The following is a 17768-nucleotide window of genomic DNA, read 5'->3' as shown; positions in this document are numbered from 1 at the left end:
GCCCCGGACTGTCGGTGCCGGGGTGCAGACTGGGGCGATGGATCGGTTCTCTCCCGCGACCCGGCAGTGGTTCGACGGCGCGTTCCCCGCGCCGACGTCCGCCCAGCTGGGGGCCTGGCAGGCCATCGCCGCGGGTGAGCACACGCTGGTCATCGCGCCGACCGGCTCGGGCAAGACGCTGTCGGCGTTCCTCTGGGCGATCGACAGGCTGGCCACCCGGCCGCCGGAGCCGCCCGCGCCGGCCAGGACCGGGCGCGGGGCCCGGGGCAAGAAGTCCGCGGAGCCGGTCGAGCGCACGACCTCTGTGCTCTATATCTCGCCGCTCAAGGCCCTGGCCGTGGACGTGGAGCGCAATCTGCGCGCCCCGCTGGTGGGGATCACCCAGACCGCGAAGCGGCTGGGGTTGCCCGCGCCGGAGATCAGCGTGGGCGTGCGCTCCGGTGACACCTCCCCGGCCGCGCGCAGGCTCCTGCAGCGCACCCCGCCGGACATCCTCATCACCACGCCCGAATCGCTGTTCCTGATGCTCACCTCGGCGTCGCGGGAGGCGCTGCGCGGGGTGCACACGGTGATCGTGGACGAGGTGCACGCCATCGCGGGCTCCAAACGCGGTGCGCACCTGGCGCTTTCGCTGGCCCGGCTGGACGCGCTGACCGAGCGGCCCGCCCAGCGTATCGGGCTGTCGGCGACGGTGCGCCCGCCCGAGGAGGTGGGCCGCTTCCTGGTGGGGGCCGCGCCCATCACCATCGTGCATCCGCCCGCGCCCAAGACCTTCGATCTGTCGGTGCGCGTTCCGGTCGCGGATATGACCGAACCCGATGCGGGCGGCGCGGATTCGGACCAGCCCGGGTCGATCTGGCCGCACGTGGACGAGGCCATCGTGGACCTGGTGCTCGAGCATCGGTCGTCGATCGTGTTCGCGAATTCGCGGCGGCTGGCCGAGCGGCTCACCGCGCGCCTGAACGAGGAGTACGCGGGCAGGCTCGGCGAGCCGGTGGACACCGAGCACGCGCCGCCCGCGCAACTGGGGCCCTCGACCGAGGTGATCCACGGCGCGGCGCCGTTGCTGGCGCGGGCGCATCACGGGTCGGTGAGCAAGGAACAGCGCGCGATCATCGAGGACGATCTCAAGAGCGGGCGGCTGCGTTGCGTGGTGGCGACCAGCAGCCTCGAACTCGGAATCGACATGGGCGCGGTCGAATTGGTGGTGCAGGTGGAGGCCCCGCCGTCGGTGGCGAGCGGGTTGCAGCGGGTGGGGCGCGCCGGGCACCAGGTGGGCGAGATTTCGCGCGGCGTGCTGTTCCCCAAGCATCGCACCGATGTGGTGCACTGCGCGGTGGCGGCGCAGCGCATGGTCACCGGGCAGATCGAACGGCTGCGCATTCCGGCGCATCCCCTGGACATCCTCGCCCAGCAGACGGTGGCCGCGTGCGCGCTGGAGCCGATCGACGCCGAGACCTGGTTCGAGACGGTGCGGAGCACGGGCAGCTATGCGGCCCTGCCGCGTTCGGCGTTCGATTCGGTGCTCGATCTGCTCGCCGGCCGCTATCCCTCGGACGAGTTCGCCGAGCTGCGCCCGCGCATCGTGTGGGATCGCGACGCGGGCACCCTCACCGGCCGGCCCGGTGCGCAGCGCCTGGCGGTCACCTCCGGCGGCGCGATCCCCGATCGCGGCCTGTTCCCGGTCTTCATGGTCGGCGAGAAGGCTTCGCGCGTAGGCGAACTCGACGAGGAGATGGTCTACGAGTCGCGGGTGGGCGACGTGTTCGCCCTGGGCGCGACCAGCTGGCGGATCGAGGAGATCACCTTCGACCGGGTCCTGGTGACCCCGGCCTTCGGCCTGCCCGGCCGACTCCCGTTCTGGCACGGCGATTCCCTCGGCCGTCCGGCCGAGTTGGGCGCGGCCCTGGGGGAATTCGTGCGTACGGCGGGCAAGGCCGTGGAACAGCACGCCAATTCGCGCGCCGGGCTCGACGGGTCCGTGGATCGGCGGCGGGAGCCCTCGACGCCCGTCGCCCTCGCCACCGCGATGGCGGAACTCGAGCTGGGTGACAGCGCGACGGACGTGCCCGACGCCGCCGACGCCCAGGTCTCGAAGCCTCGCGGCACGCGTGGGAAGAAGGCCGCCGCGGGTAAGGATGTGGGTGGCGCGCCGGTCACCGAGCTGGAGCGGGTCACCGCCGCGGCCGGGCTGGACGCCAACGCGACCGGGAACCTGGTGGCGCTGCTGGCCGAGCAGCGGGAGGCCACGGGGCAGCTGCCGACCGACAAGACGCTGGTGGTTGAGCGGTTCCGGGACGAGCTGGGTGACTGGCGGGTCGTATTGCACTCGCCGTACGGGATGCCGGTGCACGCGCCGTGGGCGCTCGCCGTGGGTGCGCGGTTGCGCGAGCGGTTCGGGGTGGACGCCGCGCCGACCGCGTCCGACGACGGCATCGTGGTGCGGTTGCCGGACACGACCGACGATCCGCCGGGTGCGGAGCTGTTCGTCTTCGAACCGGACGAGATCGACGACCTGGTGACCGAGCAGGTGGGCGGTTCGGCGCTGTTCGCCTCGCGGTTCCGCGAGTGCTCCGCGCGGGCGCTGCTGCTGCCGCGCCGGGATCCGGGGCGGCGGGCGCCGCTGTGGCAGCAGCGGCAGCGGTCGGCGCAGCTGCTGGACGTGGCGCGCAAGTTCCCGGATTTCCCGATGCTGCTCGAGACCGTGCGCGAGTGTCTGCAGGACGTGTACGACCTGCCCTCGCTGCGGGATCTGCTGGGCCGCCTGGCCCGCAGGCAGTTGCGGCTGGTCGAGGTCGAGACCGCGACGCCCTCGCCGTTCGCGAATTCGCTGCTGTTCGAATACGTCGGGCAGTTCCTGTACGAGGGCGACAGTCCGCTCGCCGAGCGGCGGGCGGCGGCGCTGTCACTGGATTCGAGTCTGCTGGCCGAGCTGCTGGGGCGGGTGGAGCTGCGCGAGCTGCTCGACCCCGAGGTGCTCGCGCAGACCGAACGGGAGTTGCAGCGGCTCACCCCCGAGCGGCAGGCGCGCGACATGGAGGGGCTCGCGGACCTGCTGCGGCTGCTGGGGCCGGTGACCGCCGGTGAAGCGGCCGATCGCAGTCTCGAGGATCCGCGGCCGTGGTTCGCCGAGCTGGTGAAAGCCCATCGGGCGCTGGAGGTCTCGTTCGCGGGGTCGACGTGGTGGGTCGCCGTCGAGGACGCCGCGCGCCTGCGCGACGCGCTCGGCGTGCCGCTGCCCATCGGTGTTCCGGCCGCGTTCATCGAACCGGTCGCCGATCCGCTCGGTGACCTGATCGGGCGCTACGCCCGCACGCACGGCCCGTTCACCCTGGCGGCGGCCGCCCATCGGTTCGGGCTCGGCACCGCCGTGGTCGCGACCGCGCTGCATCGGCTGCACGCCGAGAAACGGGTGGTGGAAGGCGAATTCACGCCCGGGTCCACCGGCACCGAATGGTGCGACAGCGAGGTGCTGCGCCGCCTGCGCCGCCGGTCGCTGGCCGCCGCGCGCAAGGAGGTGGAGCCGGTCGCCACCGCGGCGCTCGGCCGGTTCCTGCCCGCGTGGCAGCACATCGGCACGGGTGAGCTGCGTGGCGTGGACGGTGTCGCCGCCGTCGTGGAACAGCTTGCGGGCGTGCCGATTCCGGCATCGGCCTGGGAGTCGCTGATCCTGCCCGCCCGCGTGCGCGACTACTCCCCGGCGATGCTCGACGAACTCATGGCGACGGGTGAGGTGCTGTGGTCCGGCCACGGCTCCATCACCGCCAAGGACGGCTGGATCGCCCTGCATCCCGCCGAACAGGCGCCGCTGACCCTGCCCCCGCCCGACGCCATCGACCTCACCGAAGCCCAGATCAGCCTGCTCGTGGCCTTGGGCGCCACGGTGATCGGCGACGGGCAGAGCGTCGGCGCAGCGGCCGGCGGCAGCTCGTCGGCCGGTGCGTCGTCGCCGGGGGATTCGAGCGATGTCGCTGCGCCGCAGGCCGACTCGGCGGTGGATACCGCCGGAAGCCCTGCCTCCGAAGATGATCCGGCACCCGGCCGATCGACAACGCAGGGCGGGTCCGGATATCAGGTGGTGTCACCCGCCGGCGGTGGAGCGTACTTCTTCCGGCAGCTGCTGGAGGCTTCCGGTATCGAGGGCGAGAGCGCGGTGGTCGCCGCGCTGTGGGAGCTGGTGTGGGCCGGCTACGTGGCCGGTGACACCTTCGCGCCGGTGCGCGCCATGCTGTCCGGGACGACGCGAACCACCACCGCGCATCGCACCCCGCGTCGCGCCCCGCGTGGCCGTATGTATCTGCCGCGCACCGGGGTACCGGCGCGCACCAGCCCGCCGAACACGGCCGGGCGCTGGTCCCTGCTGCCGGACCGCGTGTCGGACAACACGATCCGCGCGCACGCCACGGCCGACATCCTGCTCGAACGCTACGGCGTGCTCACCCGGGGCTCGGTGCAGAGCGAGGGCGTCACCGGCGGGTTCGCGCTCATGTACCGGGTGCTCACCGAGTTCGAGGATCGCGGCCGGTGCCGCCGCGGCTACTTCGTGGATTCGCTGGGCGGCGCGCAGTTCTCGACGACCGACGTGGTGGATCGGCTGCGCTCGTTCGACTCCGACCGCACCCCCGGCGCGAGCGAACCGGCGGGGCGCGGGCTGGCCCTGGCCGCCTGCGATCCCGCGAATCCCTTCGGCGCGGCGCTGCCCTGGCCCAAGTCGGCGGCCGAGGGCGCGGGCCATCGCCCGGGCCGCAAGGCCGGCGCGCTGGTGGTCCTGGTCGACGGTGAGCTGGCGCTCTACCTCGAACGCGGCGGCAAGACGCTGCTCACCTTCACCGAGGACCCCGCCGTCCGCACCGCCGCGGCGGCCGAACTCGCCGCCCTGGTCACCGGTCGTCGCGTGGATTCGCTCGTCATCGACCGCGTGGACGGGGAGTCGGTGCACGGCAACACGTTCGCCGATTTCCTCACCGGGGCCGGTTTCGCCGCCACCCCCAAGGGTTTCCGTCTCCGGAGCCGTCCGTGAGCGGAGATCCGGGCCTGCGGCCCGGAATCCGGAAGGACCGCCGTGCCCGAGGGTGACACGGTCTTCCTGGCCGCCGCACGACTGCGTACCGCCCTGGAGGGAAAGACGCTGACGCGCAGCGACTTCCGGGTGCCGCGCTACGCGACGCTGGACCTGCGCGGTCAGCCGGTGGAGAGCGTCGGCAGCTACGGCAAGCACCTGTTCGTCCGCACGCCCGGCCTGAGCATCCACACCCATCTGAAGATGGAGGGCACCTGGCGGGTGTACGAGCCCGGACAGCGCTGGACCAAGCCCGGATTCACCGCCCGCCTGATCCTGGGCGCCGAAGACACGGAGGCCGTGGGCTTTTCGCTGGGCCTGGTGGAGGTGCTGCGCCGCGCGGACGAGCACACCGCCGTCGACCACCTCGGCCCCGACCTCCTCGGCCCGGCCTGGGATCCGGCCGAGGCGGTCCGCCGCCTGTCCGAGCGCCCCGACCGCCCCGTCGGCCTGGCCCTGCTGGACCAGACGAACCTGGCGGGCATCGGCAACATCTACCGCAGCGAGGTCTGCTACCTCCGCCGCGTCCACCCCGCGACCCCCGTCGGCGACATCGACGACCTCACCGCCCTGGTAGATGAGGCGCACCGCATCCTGCTGCAGGCGGTGACCACCCCGCCCCGCCGGGTCCTGGTCTACGGCCGCCAGCGCCAGCCCTGCCGCCGCTGCGGCACAGGCATAGTCGTCCACCTCCTGGCCGACGACCCCACTCTCGCCCGCGCCGACCGCGGCATCTACTTCTGCCCCCGCTGCACTCCCCCACCCGCCGCCTGACCCGCGCCGCGCTCGCGCCCGGCCGCCCCGCGCCCGGCCGTCGCGCTGCACCCGAGTCGCCATCCATCTCCCGGCCGACAACCCGCTCGGCCGACCGCGTCATCTCCTTCTGCCCCGCCGCACTCCCCTGATCTTCGACAACCCGCCGCTGCCGCGGCACCGGCAGCGTCATCCACCTCGCGGTCGTGATCCGCGACGCCCCCGGGCCGGGGCGGGATGCGGTACCGATGCGATTGCCTCAGCGGCCCGATCACGCACCTGTTCACCGCCCCGCGCAGACCCCCCGTGCACGACGAACGCGCCCCTGCGATGAACTCGCAAGGGCGCGTGGCCCACACAAGGCGAAGCAGCGCGCGCGCTACTTCTCCGCGGGTACCGGGACCGGCTCCAGGATCCGCGGGCGGGGCTCGGGGGCGGCGGCGCGCAGAGCGTCGGCCGAGGCGTCGTCCTCGCGCGCCTGGGACTCGATCTCGGCGGTCACGCGGGCGTTGTAGGTCGCCACCTCGCGGGCGATGTCGGACTCGTCCCAGCCCAGGATGGGCGCCGCCAGGCGGGCGACCTGCTCGGCGCACTCCGCGCCGCGATGGGCGTACTCGATCGAGATGCGGGTCCGGCGGGCCAGGATGTCGTCCAGGTGCAGGGCGGCCTCGGCGGCCGCCGCGTACAGCACCTCGACCTGGAGGTAGCCGGGGGCGGCGGTGATCGGTTGCAGCAGATCGGGTTTGCCCTCGGCCAGGCCCAGCACCTCGTCGATGAGCGAGCCGTACCTGTTGAGCAGGTGCTGGATTCGGTACGGGTGGATGCCGTACTTCTCGGCCAGATGCGGCACCTGGTTCATGAGCGCGTGATACCCGTCGGCCCCGAGCAGCGGCACCTTGTCGGTGATGGTGGAGGGCACGTTGCGCGGAATGTCCTGCAGCGCTTCGTCGAGCGCGTCGTACGCCATGACCCGGTAGGTGGTGTACTTGCCGCCGGCGATGGCGACCAGCCCGGGCGCGATGCGCGCGACGGCGTGTTCGCGGGAGAGCTTGGAGGTCTGATCGCTCTCGCCCGCCAGCAGCGGCCGCAGGCCCGCGTAGACGCCGGTGATGTCCTCGTGCATGAGCGGGGTGACCAGCACCGAATTGACCTGCTCCAGCAGGTAGTCGATGTCGTGCTTGGTCGCCGCGGGATGCGCCAGGTCCAGGTTCCAGTCGGTGTCGGTGGTGCCGATGATCCAGTGGTCGCTGTGCCACGGGATGACGAACAGCACCGAAGTCGGGGTGCGCAGGATGAGCGCGGTGTCGCTGGCGATGCGGTCGCGTGGAACCACGATGTGCACGCCCTTGGACGCGCGCACATGGAATCGTCCGCGCAGATGCGACAGCGCCTGGATCTCGTCGGTCCACACCCCGGTCGCGTTGATGACCACGCTGGCCTTGACCTCGGCGGTCCGGCCGTCCTCGCTGTCGTGCACCTTGACCCCGGTGATCCGGTCGGCCTCGCGCAGGAAGCCGACGACCTGGGTCGAGGTGCGGATGACCGCGCCGTAGTGCGCGGCGGTGCGCGAGAGCGTCATGGTGTGCCGGGCGTCGTCGACCACGGTGTCGTAGTAGGTGAGCCCGCCGGTGAGCGCGGTGTGCTTGAGGCCGGGCGCCAGCCGCAGCGCCCCGGACTTGGTCAGATGATGCTGTCCGGGAACCGATTTCGCGCCGCCCATGGTGTCGTACAGGGTGAGCCCGGCCGCCACGTACGGCCGCTCCCAGCCGTAGTGGCTCAGCGGGTACAGGAATCGCAGCGGCTTGACAAGGTGCGGGGCCAGGGTGGAGAGCGAGAGCTCGCGCTCGTGCAGGGCCTCGCGCACGAGACCGAACTCCATCATCTCCAGGTAGCGCAGGCCGCCGTGGAACATCTTCGACGAGCGGCTCGAGGTGCCCGAGGCCAGATCGCGGGCCTCCACCAGGGCCACCTCCAGACCGCGGGTGGCGGCGTCGAGCGCGATACCCGCGCCGACCACCCCGCCGCCGATCACCACGACGTCGAAGGTGTCCTTGCTCAGCCGAGCCCAGGCAGCTTCGCGCTGCTCGGGGCCGAGAAACTGTGATCGCGGGTGCTTCGCCATGCTCGACTCCTCCGGGCCGCGCCGTGTCCGACGACGTGGAATTGGTATCGATGACGCTCTCGGTCTCGGATCAGCTACTCGATAGCAACCGTAGTCCACGGCCGACACCGACCGTGCGACCCGCACCCCTGGTGTCCGCTGCCGCGCGCACCTCCGCGATCGACCGGCCGACCCGCCCGGCGGGCAGGCGCGCGTCATCGCCACATCGGCGTGGCGGCGTCTAGTAGCCTGCTCGAATGCGTCGCTATGTGGCCGCCATCGATTCCGGCACGACCTCCAGCCGGTGCATCGTCTTCGATCACCACGGACTCATCGTGGGAGTCGCGCAACGCGAGCACGAGCAGATCTTCCCGCAGCCGGGCTGGGTCGAGCACGATGCCGAAAGTATCTGGCGCAACACCGAATCCGTCATCGCCGAGGCCCTGGACAAGTGTGGCATCACCGCCGCCGACGTGGCGGCGGTCGGTGTCACCAACCAGCGCGAGACCACCGTGGTGTGGGAGCGCGCCACCGGCAAGCCCATTCACAACGCCATCGTCTGGCAGGACACGCGCACGGCGGAACTGACCGTCGAGCTGGGCGGATCCGACGGGCCGACCCGCTACGCCGACCGCACCGGGCTGCCGCTGTCGACCTACTTCGCCGGGCCCAAGCTGCGCTGGATCCTGGACCGGGTGCCGGGGGCGCGCGAGCGCGCCGAGGCCGGCGAACTGTGTTTCGGCACGATCGACAGCTGGATGCTGTGGAACCTCACCGGCGATCACATCACCGACGTCACCAACGCCTCGCGCACGATGCTCATGGATCTGCGCACGCTGCAATGGGATTCGGCGATCTGCGCGGATTTCGGGATTCCGGAGGCGGTGCTGCCGCGGATCCGCAGCTCCTCGGAGGTGTACGGCGAGATCACCGGCACCGCGCTGGCGGGCGTGCCGGTCGCGGGCATCCTGGGCGATCAGCAGGCCGCCACCTTCGGGCAGGCGTGCCTGTCCCCCGGCGACACCAAGAACACCTACGGCACCGGCAATTTCATGCTCATGAACACCGGGGAGACGCCGGTGTTCAGCGAGCACGGCCTGCTCACGACCGTGTGCTACCGGCTCGGCGATCAACCCGCGGTGTACGCCCTCGAGGGGTCGATCGCGGTGACCGGATCGCTGGTGCAGTGGCTGCGCGACAACCTGGGCATGATCGCCTCGGCGGAGGAGATCGAACCGCTGGCGCACACCGTCGCCGACAACGGCGGACTGTACATCGTCCCCGCCTTCTCGGGCCTGTTCGCGCCGCGCTGGCGGCCGGACGCGCGCGGGGTGTTCGCGGGCTTGACCCGATTCGTCAATCGCGGGCACATCGCGCGAGCGGTACTGGAGGCCACGGCTTTCCAGACCCGCGAAGTCATCGACGCCATGCGCGCCGATGCCGCCGCGCAACAGCTGGACGTGGCGAAGGTGACGCTCAAGGTCGACGGCGGCATGGTGTCGAACGAGCTGCTCATGCAGTTCCAGTCCGACATCCTGGACGCGCCCGTGGTGCGGCCCGTGGTCACCGAGACCACGGCCCTGGGCGCGGCGTACGCCGCCGGGCTGGCGGTCGGCTACTGGGCCTCCCCCGACGACATCCGCGCCAACTGGGCCGAGGACAAACGCTGGACCCCCGGCATGGACGCGCAGACCCGCGAACACCTGCTGCACGAGTGGAACAAGGCCGTGGAGCGCACGTACGACTGGGCCTGAGCCCGCGAATCACCCGCGAGTCCACCGCCCGCCTGATATCGCGCGCACCGAACACCGTGGTGATGCCGCCGCGCCGGCAGCGTGGGCGTCAGACCTGGGCGGGCGTCGCGGCGCGGGCCAGGCGGCCGACCGCCTCGGTCAGTACGTCGGCGTCGGAGGTCGTGAAGCACAGGCGCATGGAGTGGCCGTAGTCGGTGTCGACGGCGAACGCCGCGCCCGGCACGTAGGCCACGCCCGCGTCCAGGGCGCGCGGCAGCAGCGCCTGCGTGTCGGTGCCGTCGGTGAAGTCGACCCAGACGAACATGCCGCCCGAGGCGTCGGTGGCCACGACCCGGTCGCCGAAGGTCGCGCGGACCGCGCCGACCAGGGACCGGGCGCGGGCGCCGTACACCTCGCGGACCGAATTCACGTGGGCGGCAAGCCAGTCGGTGTCGGCGAGCAGGTCGGCGGCGATCTGCTGGGTCAGCGCCGAACCACACAGGTCCGCGCCCTGCTTGAGCAGTTCCACCGCGCGGCACACCGCGGCGGGGGCCACCATCCAGCCCACGCGCAGGCTCGGCGCCAGGATCTTCGAGGCGCTGGACAGGCGAATCACGTTGGGCGAGTAGGTGGCGACCGGCGCGGGCGCGGGTTCGTCGAACCACAGTTCGCCGTACGGATCGTCCTCGATCACCCAGAAGCCGTGCGCGGACGCGAGTTCGGCGAGTTCGGCCCGCCGGGCCGGGCTCATGGTGACTCCACCCGGATTGTGGAAGTTGCTCACCGTGTGCACCACCGCCGGGCGCTCGCCCCGCGCCAGCAGGTCGCGCAGCGCGTCCACGCGCATGCCCTCGGCGTCGAGCGGGACGGCCGCGATGCGCGCTCCCGCGGCCCGGAAGACCTGCAGCGCACCGACATACGCGGGGTCCTCCACCACGACCAGCGCGCCCGGGTCCAGCAGCACCTCGGACAGCAGCGAGAGCGCCTGCTGCGATCCGTGCGTGACGAAGACCTCGCCGACGGGCACCGAACGCCCCAGCCGCCCGGATTCGCGCGCGGCGAGCACCTCCCGCAGCGGCCCCCACCCCGGCGACTCGGTGTACTGCAGTCGCCCGCTGTCCGCCAGCGCCGCCTCGGCCGCTACCGCGATCCGCTCCCGCGGCATGAGCGCGGCGTCCGGCAGCCCCCCGGCCAAACTGATGATCTCGGCGCGCGCGGTGAGCTTGAGCAGGTCACGAATGGCCGAGCTCTGCAGCCCGTCGAGCCGCCGGGACAGCGGTGGGGTGATCGCGGACATGGGACACCTCCGAGGAAAGCCGGGGTTTACGTTCTCCCACTGTGTCACACCGCTACCAGCATATGAAATTCGATTCCCACATAGTGATACACCAGACAACGACGAAGGGCGCCCGGCACGATGCCGGACGCCCCTGCGCGGTGTGAGGGATCAGCGTTCGTCGATGGCGTAGATCAGGTGTTTGCCGTTGCGGGTCACCGTGGTGATGTACTGCTGGTAGACGTCGGTCGCGCCGTCGGGGCGGTAGACGGTGAGGTCGACCACGTAGGCCTCGGGGCCCATGGCGAAGATGCGCAGGCAGTGCATCGTGCCGACCGGGGTGGGGTCGATACCCGCGGTCTGGATGACCTCGGCGGGCGAGACGTTCGGCGCGTCGGGGGCCACGAAGGACCGGGCCTTGGCGCCGTCGCGATCGATGTAGAAGGCGTGCTGGAAACCCAGGATGGCGTCCACGCCCGCGGTCGTGCCGCCGGTGCCGTTGCCGATCGTGAGGCGGCCCTCGCGCTTGGCGGCGCAGCTCGGCGCGGCGGGCACGGTCACCGGCGCACCGGGCAGCGCGGGGGTGGTACTCGTCGCCGTCGTGGTCGCGGCCGCCGTCGTGGTCGGCGCGACCAGTGGATCGTTGTCGTCACCGCCACCGCGTGTCACGGCGACCACGATGAGCCCCGCGACGATCAGCACCGCGAGCACGCCGCCCACGATGGTCGAGATCCGCGCCCAGGGCAGCGACCCGTCCTCGTCGGACTTCGGCGCGGCGGCGGCCTTGGGGGTCAGTCGCTTGGCGATCGGATCATCGGACCACGCCAGCGACTCCTGTTGCGGCGCGGGCTTCTTCGGGGTCAGCAGCTTGCCGATGGGGTCGTCCGCCCAGGCCAGGGACTCCTGTTGCGGTGCGCGCGATTCCGGCTTGCCAGAGGGCATTCCGGCCTCGGCGTTGCGCAGCCACGCCGATTCCCGGCCCGCGTTCGCGGTCTTGATGCCGCCGCCGGTCGCCCACCCGGACGCCTTGGGCGCGGGCGGATCGGCCAGCGGGTGGCGCACGGTCTCCTCGGGACTGCCCCCGAAACCGTTGTCGTGCTGCGTGTCCGCGTACCACTGCGCATCCGGCGCGGTGCTCGAATCGGGCGCGCGATACTCCGGCGGGACGGCCGGGGTGGTCGGCGAGCCGTCGGCGGGCCGCCAGGCCAGCTCCGGGGCGGCCAGGGCGGGCGCGGGCGACCAGCCCGGCGCGCCCGCCTCTGGGCCGGCACCGAACGCGCCGAACGCGGGCGGCTCGTATTCACCGGTGGGCGGGCCGAATTCGGTGTCGGCCGCACCGAATTCCGATGCCGGGGCGCCGAATACGGTGGCGGCCTCGGACCCGGCCACGGGCGCGCCGAACACCGCGCCCGCGTCACCGGCCGCGGTGTCGAAGCGCACGGTGGGATCCGACGGTGCGACATCGAACGCGGTCGTCGGATCGGCCCCGGTGGCGGGGGCGCCGAACTCCGACACCGGCGCCCCGAAGATCGTCTCGGCGCTCGGCCCGGTGACCGGCGGCCCGAATCCGGCGACCGGCGCGCCGAAGTCCGCGACGGCGGGCCCGAACTCGGATTCGGCGGTCGAACCGGATTCCGGCTGCGCGCCACTCGATTCGGAGTGCTCCGCGCCCTCGGGCGCGGGTAGGGGCTGGGAGGGGTCCGCCGACTCGTCCTTGCCGGAAACCATCGCCCGTCCTTTCGCCACACACGCGTGGGGCGGTCGCTTCCGACCGCCCCACGCGACGACTCACAACTTCCACCGGCCCGTCATCGGACCGGACCCCACCCTCAGTACTGGACCGAGCCACCCACCTGGGTGGTCACGCCACCGAGGTCGGTCGTCTGCCCGGGAATATCGCCCACCGGGAGCCTACCAATCTGGCTCGCGGCTTCCAGGACCGTGGCGCCACCGGGCATCAGCCGGATGAAGTTCTCGGTCTCGGCCTTGGCGGCGTTGGCCGCCGCGGTGTCCAGGATGAACTCGAGCTTGCGGTCGTCGCCGCCGTTCGCGGTGGCGAACGCGGTGACCTTGATCTGGTTGCCCACGGTGAAGTCGAGGGCGACACCGGCCTCGCCGAGCCCACCGGGGGTGGTGTAGCCGATGGTGCCGACGTAGCCGTCGAGGTTGCTGAAGTGGTGCGTGTTGGCGGCCCAGCCCGGCAGGGTGGCCCCGCCGTCGACGGTCGCGCCGATCTCGGTGCGCGGACCGGTCATCTCGACGACCGGCGCGGCGGGCGCGGTCTCCACGACCGGGGCCTGCCACTGCGGCTTCGGGGTGACCACGTCGTCACCGGTGAGGGTGTTGATCGCGGTATCGGGATCGGCGCCCTCGGTGCCGTCGATGACGAGTTCGGTCTCCGGCTCGGTGGTCCGGCCCGGCACCGTGGACTGACCCGGATTCGTCAAGCCCGGTTGCGTCGACTGCTCGGGCTTGACCTCGACCTGGACCGGCACGGACTGACCGGGCACCGGCAGCGGCGCGACGCGCGGCGAGCTCACACCCGGCTGCGCGACCTTGGGCTGCTGAGCCTTGGGATCGACCGACGCGGGCTCGGTGTCCTCGGTCTTGGTCTCGGGCTTCTCGGTCTCCGGCTTGGTGACGCCGGGCTGGCTCTGCTGCGGCTTGGTGTTGTTGTTCGGCACGCTCTCGGGCTTGGTACCGGGCACGACATCGGCCTTCTCCGGGACCGGCGCGACCTCGGGAGCAGGGTTCTCGTCCGTCGCGCCCGGCTGTACCGGCGCCGACGGGGCCGCGCCCGGATCGGCGGGAGCGGCGTTCGCGGGGGCGCTCAACAGGCTCACCACGGCGGCCGCGGCAGCCAGCGGCAGCGAGGTGCTCGCCTTGATTCGATTCGGCTTGCGGTGCTTCACTTTTGGCTCGTTCCTTCGTCCCTCGTCCGCACGATCGGACGTGAACGACCGCGAGCTGCGCCCCGGCACTACGCCGGAAAGGGTTGACCCCCCGACAATCTCGCGACCGCCCGACCGATCGCTTCCCGTCGCGAAGTGAATCACACCGACCGAAATGGAGCAAGGCGACAGGGGTTATCGCCCGGAAAAGATCATTCGTTAATCGAGATCGTCGTGCCGCATGAGCTGGCGTGCGGCCTCGGTCACAGAACCTGTCAACGAGGGGTACACCGAAAAGGTCTGGGCCAGATCGTTGACCGTCAGGTTGTTCTGCACCGCCAGGGCGATGGGCAGGATCAGCTCCGAGGCGATCGGCGCGACCACCACGCCGCCGATGACGACGCCGGTGGCCGGGCGGCAGAAGATCTTCACGAAACCCCGTCGCAGGCCCGACATCTTGGCCCGCGGGTTGGTGTTGAGCGGCAGCATGACCGTGCGCGCGGGCGTCTCACCGTTGTCGATGGCGGTCTGGCTGACGCCGACGGTGGCGATCTCCGGACGCGTGAAGACCGCCGAGGCAACGGTTTTCAGGCGAATGGGCTGCACGCCCTCGCCCAGCGCGTGGTACATCGCGATGCGGCCCTGCATGGCCGCGACCGAGGCCAGCGGCAGCAGGCCGGTGCAGTCGCCGGCGGCGTACACGCCGGTCGCCGTGGTGCGCGACACCCGATCGACCCGCAGGTAGCCGCCCTTGTCGAGCTCGATCCCCAGGCGTTCGAGGCCGAGCTTGCCGGTGTTCGGCACCGAGCCGACGGTCATCAGCGCGTGGCTGCCGGTGACCGTGCGCCCGTCGGACAGCTTCACCACGATGCCGTCCGCGGTGCGCTCGACCGCGTCGGCGCGCGCGTGCTTGACCAGCTCCACACCGCGTTCGGCCAGGGCCTCCTCCAGCACCAGGGCGGCGTCGGCGTCCTCGCTGGGCAGCACGCGGTCGCGGCTGGAGACCGCCTTCACCTTCACGCCCATCTCGGTGTACGCCGAGGCGAATTCGGCGCCGGTCACACCCGAGCCGACGACGACCAGGGTTTCGGGCAGCTCCTTGAGGTCGTAGAGCTGACGCCAGTTCAGGATGCGCTCGCCGTCCGGTTCGGCGCCGGGCAGCACGCGCGGGCTGGCGCCGGTGGCGATGAGCACCACCTCGGCCTCGATCACCTGCTGCTGACCGTCCGCGCAAGTGGCCTTGACGAGGTGGGTGGCCAGATTCGGGGCCTGATCGATCAATTCGCCGTACCCGGCGATGATCTTGACCCCCGCCTGCTGCAGCTTGACCTTGATGTCGGAGGACTGGGCCTGCGCGAGCGCCTTCACGCGCGAGTTGACCTCGGCCAGGCGCACCTGGGCCTGCGAGTGGTGCACGGTGATACCCAGGTCGCGAGCGCGGCGCAGATCGGTGCGCACACCGGTGGAGGCGATGAAGGTCTTGGACGGCACGCAGTCCCACAGCACGCACGCGCCGCCGATCCCGTCACTGTCGATCAGCGTTACCGGGGCTCCGTGCTGAGCCGCCACCAGTGCCGCCTCGTAACCGGCGGGGCCACCGCCGATGATCGCAATGCGGGTCATTGTCCCTCGCTTCATGCCTGGGCTCCGGGATCTCCGGCGCCGCCCCCACCACGTTATCCGCAGTGGTACGGACACCTCCGACCGCATCTGAAGACAGCTTCGTCACAATTTCGGGTGGTCCGGACGGCGATCGCGGCTGTTCCGGAGCAAACCGGCCAACTCACTCGAACCGCCCAGGATCGGGATCGGGAGTGGTTGCCGGTGATTGTTCGATAGTCTTCTATCGTGCCGATTTACGCCGCCTACGGATCCAACATGGATCCCGAGCAGATGCTCAAGCGCTGTCCGCACTCCCCCGTGTACGGAACCGGCTGGCTGGAGGGTTGGCGCCTGACCTTCGCCGGGGACGACATCGGCTGGGAGGGACCGCTCGCCACGGTGGTCGAGGAGCCCGGCTCCCGGGTCTTCGTCGTCCTGTACGACGTGCCCGGCGAGGACGAGGCCAGCCTGGACCGCTGGGAGGGCTCGGACTTCGGCATTCACAAGAAGATCCGGCTCCGCGTCACCCCCAACCAGGGCAACGCCACCGAACCCGTGCTGGCCTGGCTGTACGTGCTCGATGCCTACGAGGGCGGCCTACCCTCGGCCCGCTACCTCGGCGTCATCGCCGAAGGGGCCGAAAAGGCGGGCGCCCCAAGCGAATACGTTCACGCCCTGCGCACCCGCAACAGCAAGAACGTCGGCCCCGGCACCTTCGGCCTGAGCTGAGCCCCGCCCCTTTACTCCGAAATCCGGGCCGCGCCCACGGCACCGCCCGATCGAAACACCCACGTCCATAACCGAAGCCGGGTCCCGCCGAAAGGCGCGGCCCGGCTTCTTGCATCCGGCGGTGCGTCCCACGAACACCGCTCCACGGTCCGACACCCGGGCACGGTCACCGGGCCGGTCAACGACCCACATCCGAGCCCCGGGCGCGTCCGGTGGGCACGCCGGGCGTGGGTAGAGCCCCAACCATCAACCGCCGCCCCGCATTTCCCATACGAACTACGCCGGGCCGCACCTGACAGGTGCGGCCCGGCGTTCTGTTCCGGCGAACGAGTACGTCAGTACGAGTTCAGCACGATGTTCGTCATCACCCGCACACCGACCGCGAGCGCGCGCTCGTCGATGTCGAAGGTCGGCTGGTGCAGGTCGAGCTGCTCGCCCTGCCCGGACCACACGCCGAGGCGGGCCATGGCCCCCGGCACCTCCTCGAGGTACCAGGAGAAGTCCTCGCCGCCGCCGGACTGCTGGGTGTCGGCGAGGGCGTCGGGGCCGACCTCGCGGATCGCGTCCTCGAACATGCGCACGGCCAGTTCGTCGTTGACGACCGGCGGGACGCCGCGCTTGTAGTTGAGCTGGTAGCGCACCCCGGTCGGGGCGAGCAGGCCCTCGACGATCTCGCGGACCAGCGGCTCGAGCAGCGACCAGGTCGCGTGATCGCCGGTGCGGACCGTGCCGGTGAGCATGCCGGTCTGCGGAATCGCGTTGGGCGCCTTGCCCGCGGACACCGCGCCCCACACCATCACGGTGCTCGTGCGCGGATCGATGCGGCGGCTCAGCAGACCGGGCAGACCGGTGATGACGGTGCCGATGGCGTAGACCAGATCGCTGGTCAGGTGCGGGCGCGAGGTGTGCCCGCCGGGCGAGTCCAGCACCAGCTCGACCGTGTCGGCGGCCGAGGTGATGGCCCCGACCCGGATGCCGACCCGGCCGACCTCGAGCCGGGGGTCGCAGTGCAGCGCGAACATCCGCGACACGTCCTCCATGGCGCCGGCGGCGACCATGTCGATCGCGCCGCCGGGCATGACCTCCTCGGCGGGCTGGAACACCAGCCGCACGCCGACCGGCAGGTTCGGGACCTCGGCCAGCGCCAGGGCGGTGCCGAGCAGGATGGTGGTGTGCGCGTCGTGGCCGCAGGCGTGCGAGACGCCGGGCACGTTCGAGGCGAAGGGCAGACCGGTGTACTCCTGCATGGGCAGGGCGTCCATGTCCGCGCGCAGTCCGATGCGCGGGGTGTCCGGTCCGATATCGACGATCAGGCCCGTGCCGCTGGGTAGTTTGCGTGGTTCCAGACCGGCCTTGACCAGCCAGGACTCGAGGAACTCGGTGGTGCCGAACTCGGCCCGCGAGAGTTCCGGATTGGCGTGGATGTGCCGCCGCCAGGAAATCAGATCATCGGCGTGCTCGGACAGCCACGCGTCCACCGCATCTCGACCACTCATCTCGCCCATTTCGACGTCCATCACACCCATGTCGACCCCCACCGAGCTGCCCGCCGCGACGTCAGCGGCTCCCTGCGCCACGCAGGCAGCCGCTAGTGATCCCGTGGTGGCCCGTGTGGACTGGCCGG

General features: G+C 71.4%; 10 protein-coding genes. 4 read left to right on the top strand and 6 right to left on the bottom strand.

The features are described from left to right. The first annotated feature begins 37 nt into the window (after window positions 1–37). Both ACWDOP_RS25705 and ACWDOP_RS25700 read left to right on the top strand, forming a co-directional pair. Window positions 38–5020 carry an ATP-dependent helicase gene (locus ACWDOP_RS25705; protein ID WP_456347100.1) on the top strand — a complete coding sequence of 1661 codons (4983 nt, stop codon included), beginning with the start codon at window positions 38–40 and terminating at the stop codon, window positions 5018–5020. 42 nt (window positions 5021–5062) lie between these two features. Continuing rightward, entirely contained in the window at window positions 5063–5833 is a 771-nt protein-coding gene (locus ACWDOP_RS25700) for a DNA-formamidopyrimidine glycosylase family protein (protein ID WP_456347099.1), read from the top strand. A 358-nt stretch (window positions 5834–6191) separates the two neighbouring features. On the opposite strand, the gene glpD is transcribed toward ACWDOP_RS25700, so the two are convergent. Next, complete coding sequence (gene glpD / locus ACWDOP_RS25695) at window positions 6192–7934, bottom strand: glycerol-3-phosphate dehydrogenase (RefSeq protein WP_456347098.1); 1743 nt, start codon at window positions 7932–7934, stop codon at window positions 6192–6194. Between the two features lie 236 nt (window positions 7935–8170). Between glpD and glpK the strand changes: the two genes are divergently transcribed. Continuing rightward, window positions 8171–9667 (top strand): glycerol kinase GlpK, encoded by a 1497-nt coding sequence (glpK, locus tag ACWDOP_RS25690; RefSeq protein WP_456347097.1) that lies wholly within the window; start codon window positions 8171–8173, stop codon window positions 9665–9667. Window positions 9668–9755: 88 nt separating this feature from the next. On the opposite strand, the gene ACWDOP_RS25685 is transcribed toward glpK, so the two are convergent. The 4 genes from ACWDOP_RS25685 to ACWDOP_RS25670 form a co-directional block, all read right to left on the bottom strand. Further along, a complete protein-coding gene (locus tag ACWDOP_RS25685) occupies window positions 9756–10943 on the bottom strand; it encodes an aminotransferase-like domain-containing protein (RefSeq protein WP_456347096.1) in 1188 nt (395 codons plus the stop codon). 150 nt (window positions 10944–11093) lie between these two features. Then, window positions 11094–12650 (bottom strand): hypothetical protein, encoded by a 1557-nt coding sequence (locus tag ACWDOP_RS25680; RefSeq protein WP_456347095.1) that lies wholly within the window; start codon window positions 12648–12650, stop codon window positions 11094–11096. 101 nt (window positions 12651–12751) lie between these two features. Next, window positions 12752–13834: a hypothetical protein gene (locus ACWDOP_RS25675; protein WP_456347094.1), complete on the bottom strand. Its 1083-nt coding sequence runs from the start codon at window positions 13832–13834 to the stop codon at window positions 12752–12754. 198 nt (window positions 13835–14032) lie between these two features. Then, on the bottom strand, window positions 14033–15436 hold the full coding sequence (locus ACWDOP_RS25670; protein ID WP_454202464.1) for an NAD(P)H-quinone dehydrogenase: 1404 nt from the start codon (window positions 15434–15436) through the stop codon (window positions 14033–14035). Between the two features lie 225 nt (window positions 15437–15661). Between ACWDOP_RS25670 and ACWDOP_RS25665 the strand changes: the two genes are divergently transcribed. Continuing rightward, window positions 15662–16144, top strand: coding sequence for a gamma-glutamylcyclotransferase (locus tag ACWDOP_RS25665; protein WP_354990412.1), 483 nt, complete (start codon window positions 15662–15664; stop codon window positions 16142–16144). Between the two features lie 335 nt (window positions 16145–16479). Here the strand turns inward: ACWDOP_RS25665 and ACWDOP_RS25660 are convergent, their stop codons facing one another. Continuing rightward, on the bottom strand, window positions 16480–17640 hold the full coding sequence (locus ACWDOP_RS25660) for a M20 family metallopeptidase (protein WP_456347148.1): 1161 nt from the start codon (window positions 17638–17640) through the stop codon (window positions 16480–16482). Window positions 17641–17768: the final 128 nt, after the last annotated feature.

The sequence above is a fragment of the Nocardia sp. NPDC003693 genome, assembly GCF_053981095.1.
The sequence above is the reverse complement of the archived record's forward strand: the minus strand, read 5'-3'. Positions and strand labels throughout refer to the sequence as shown.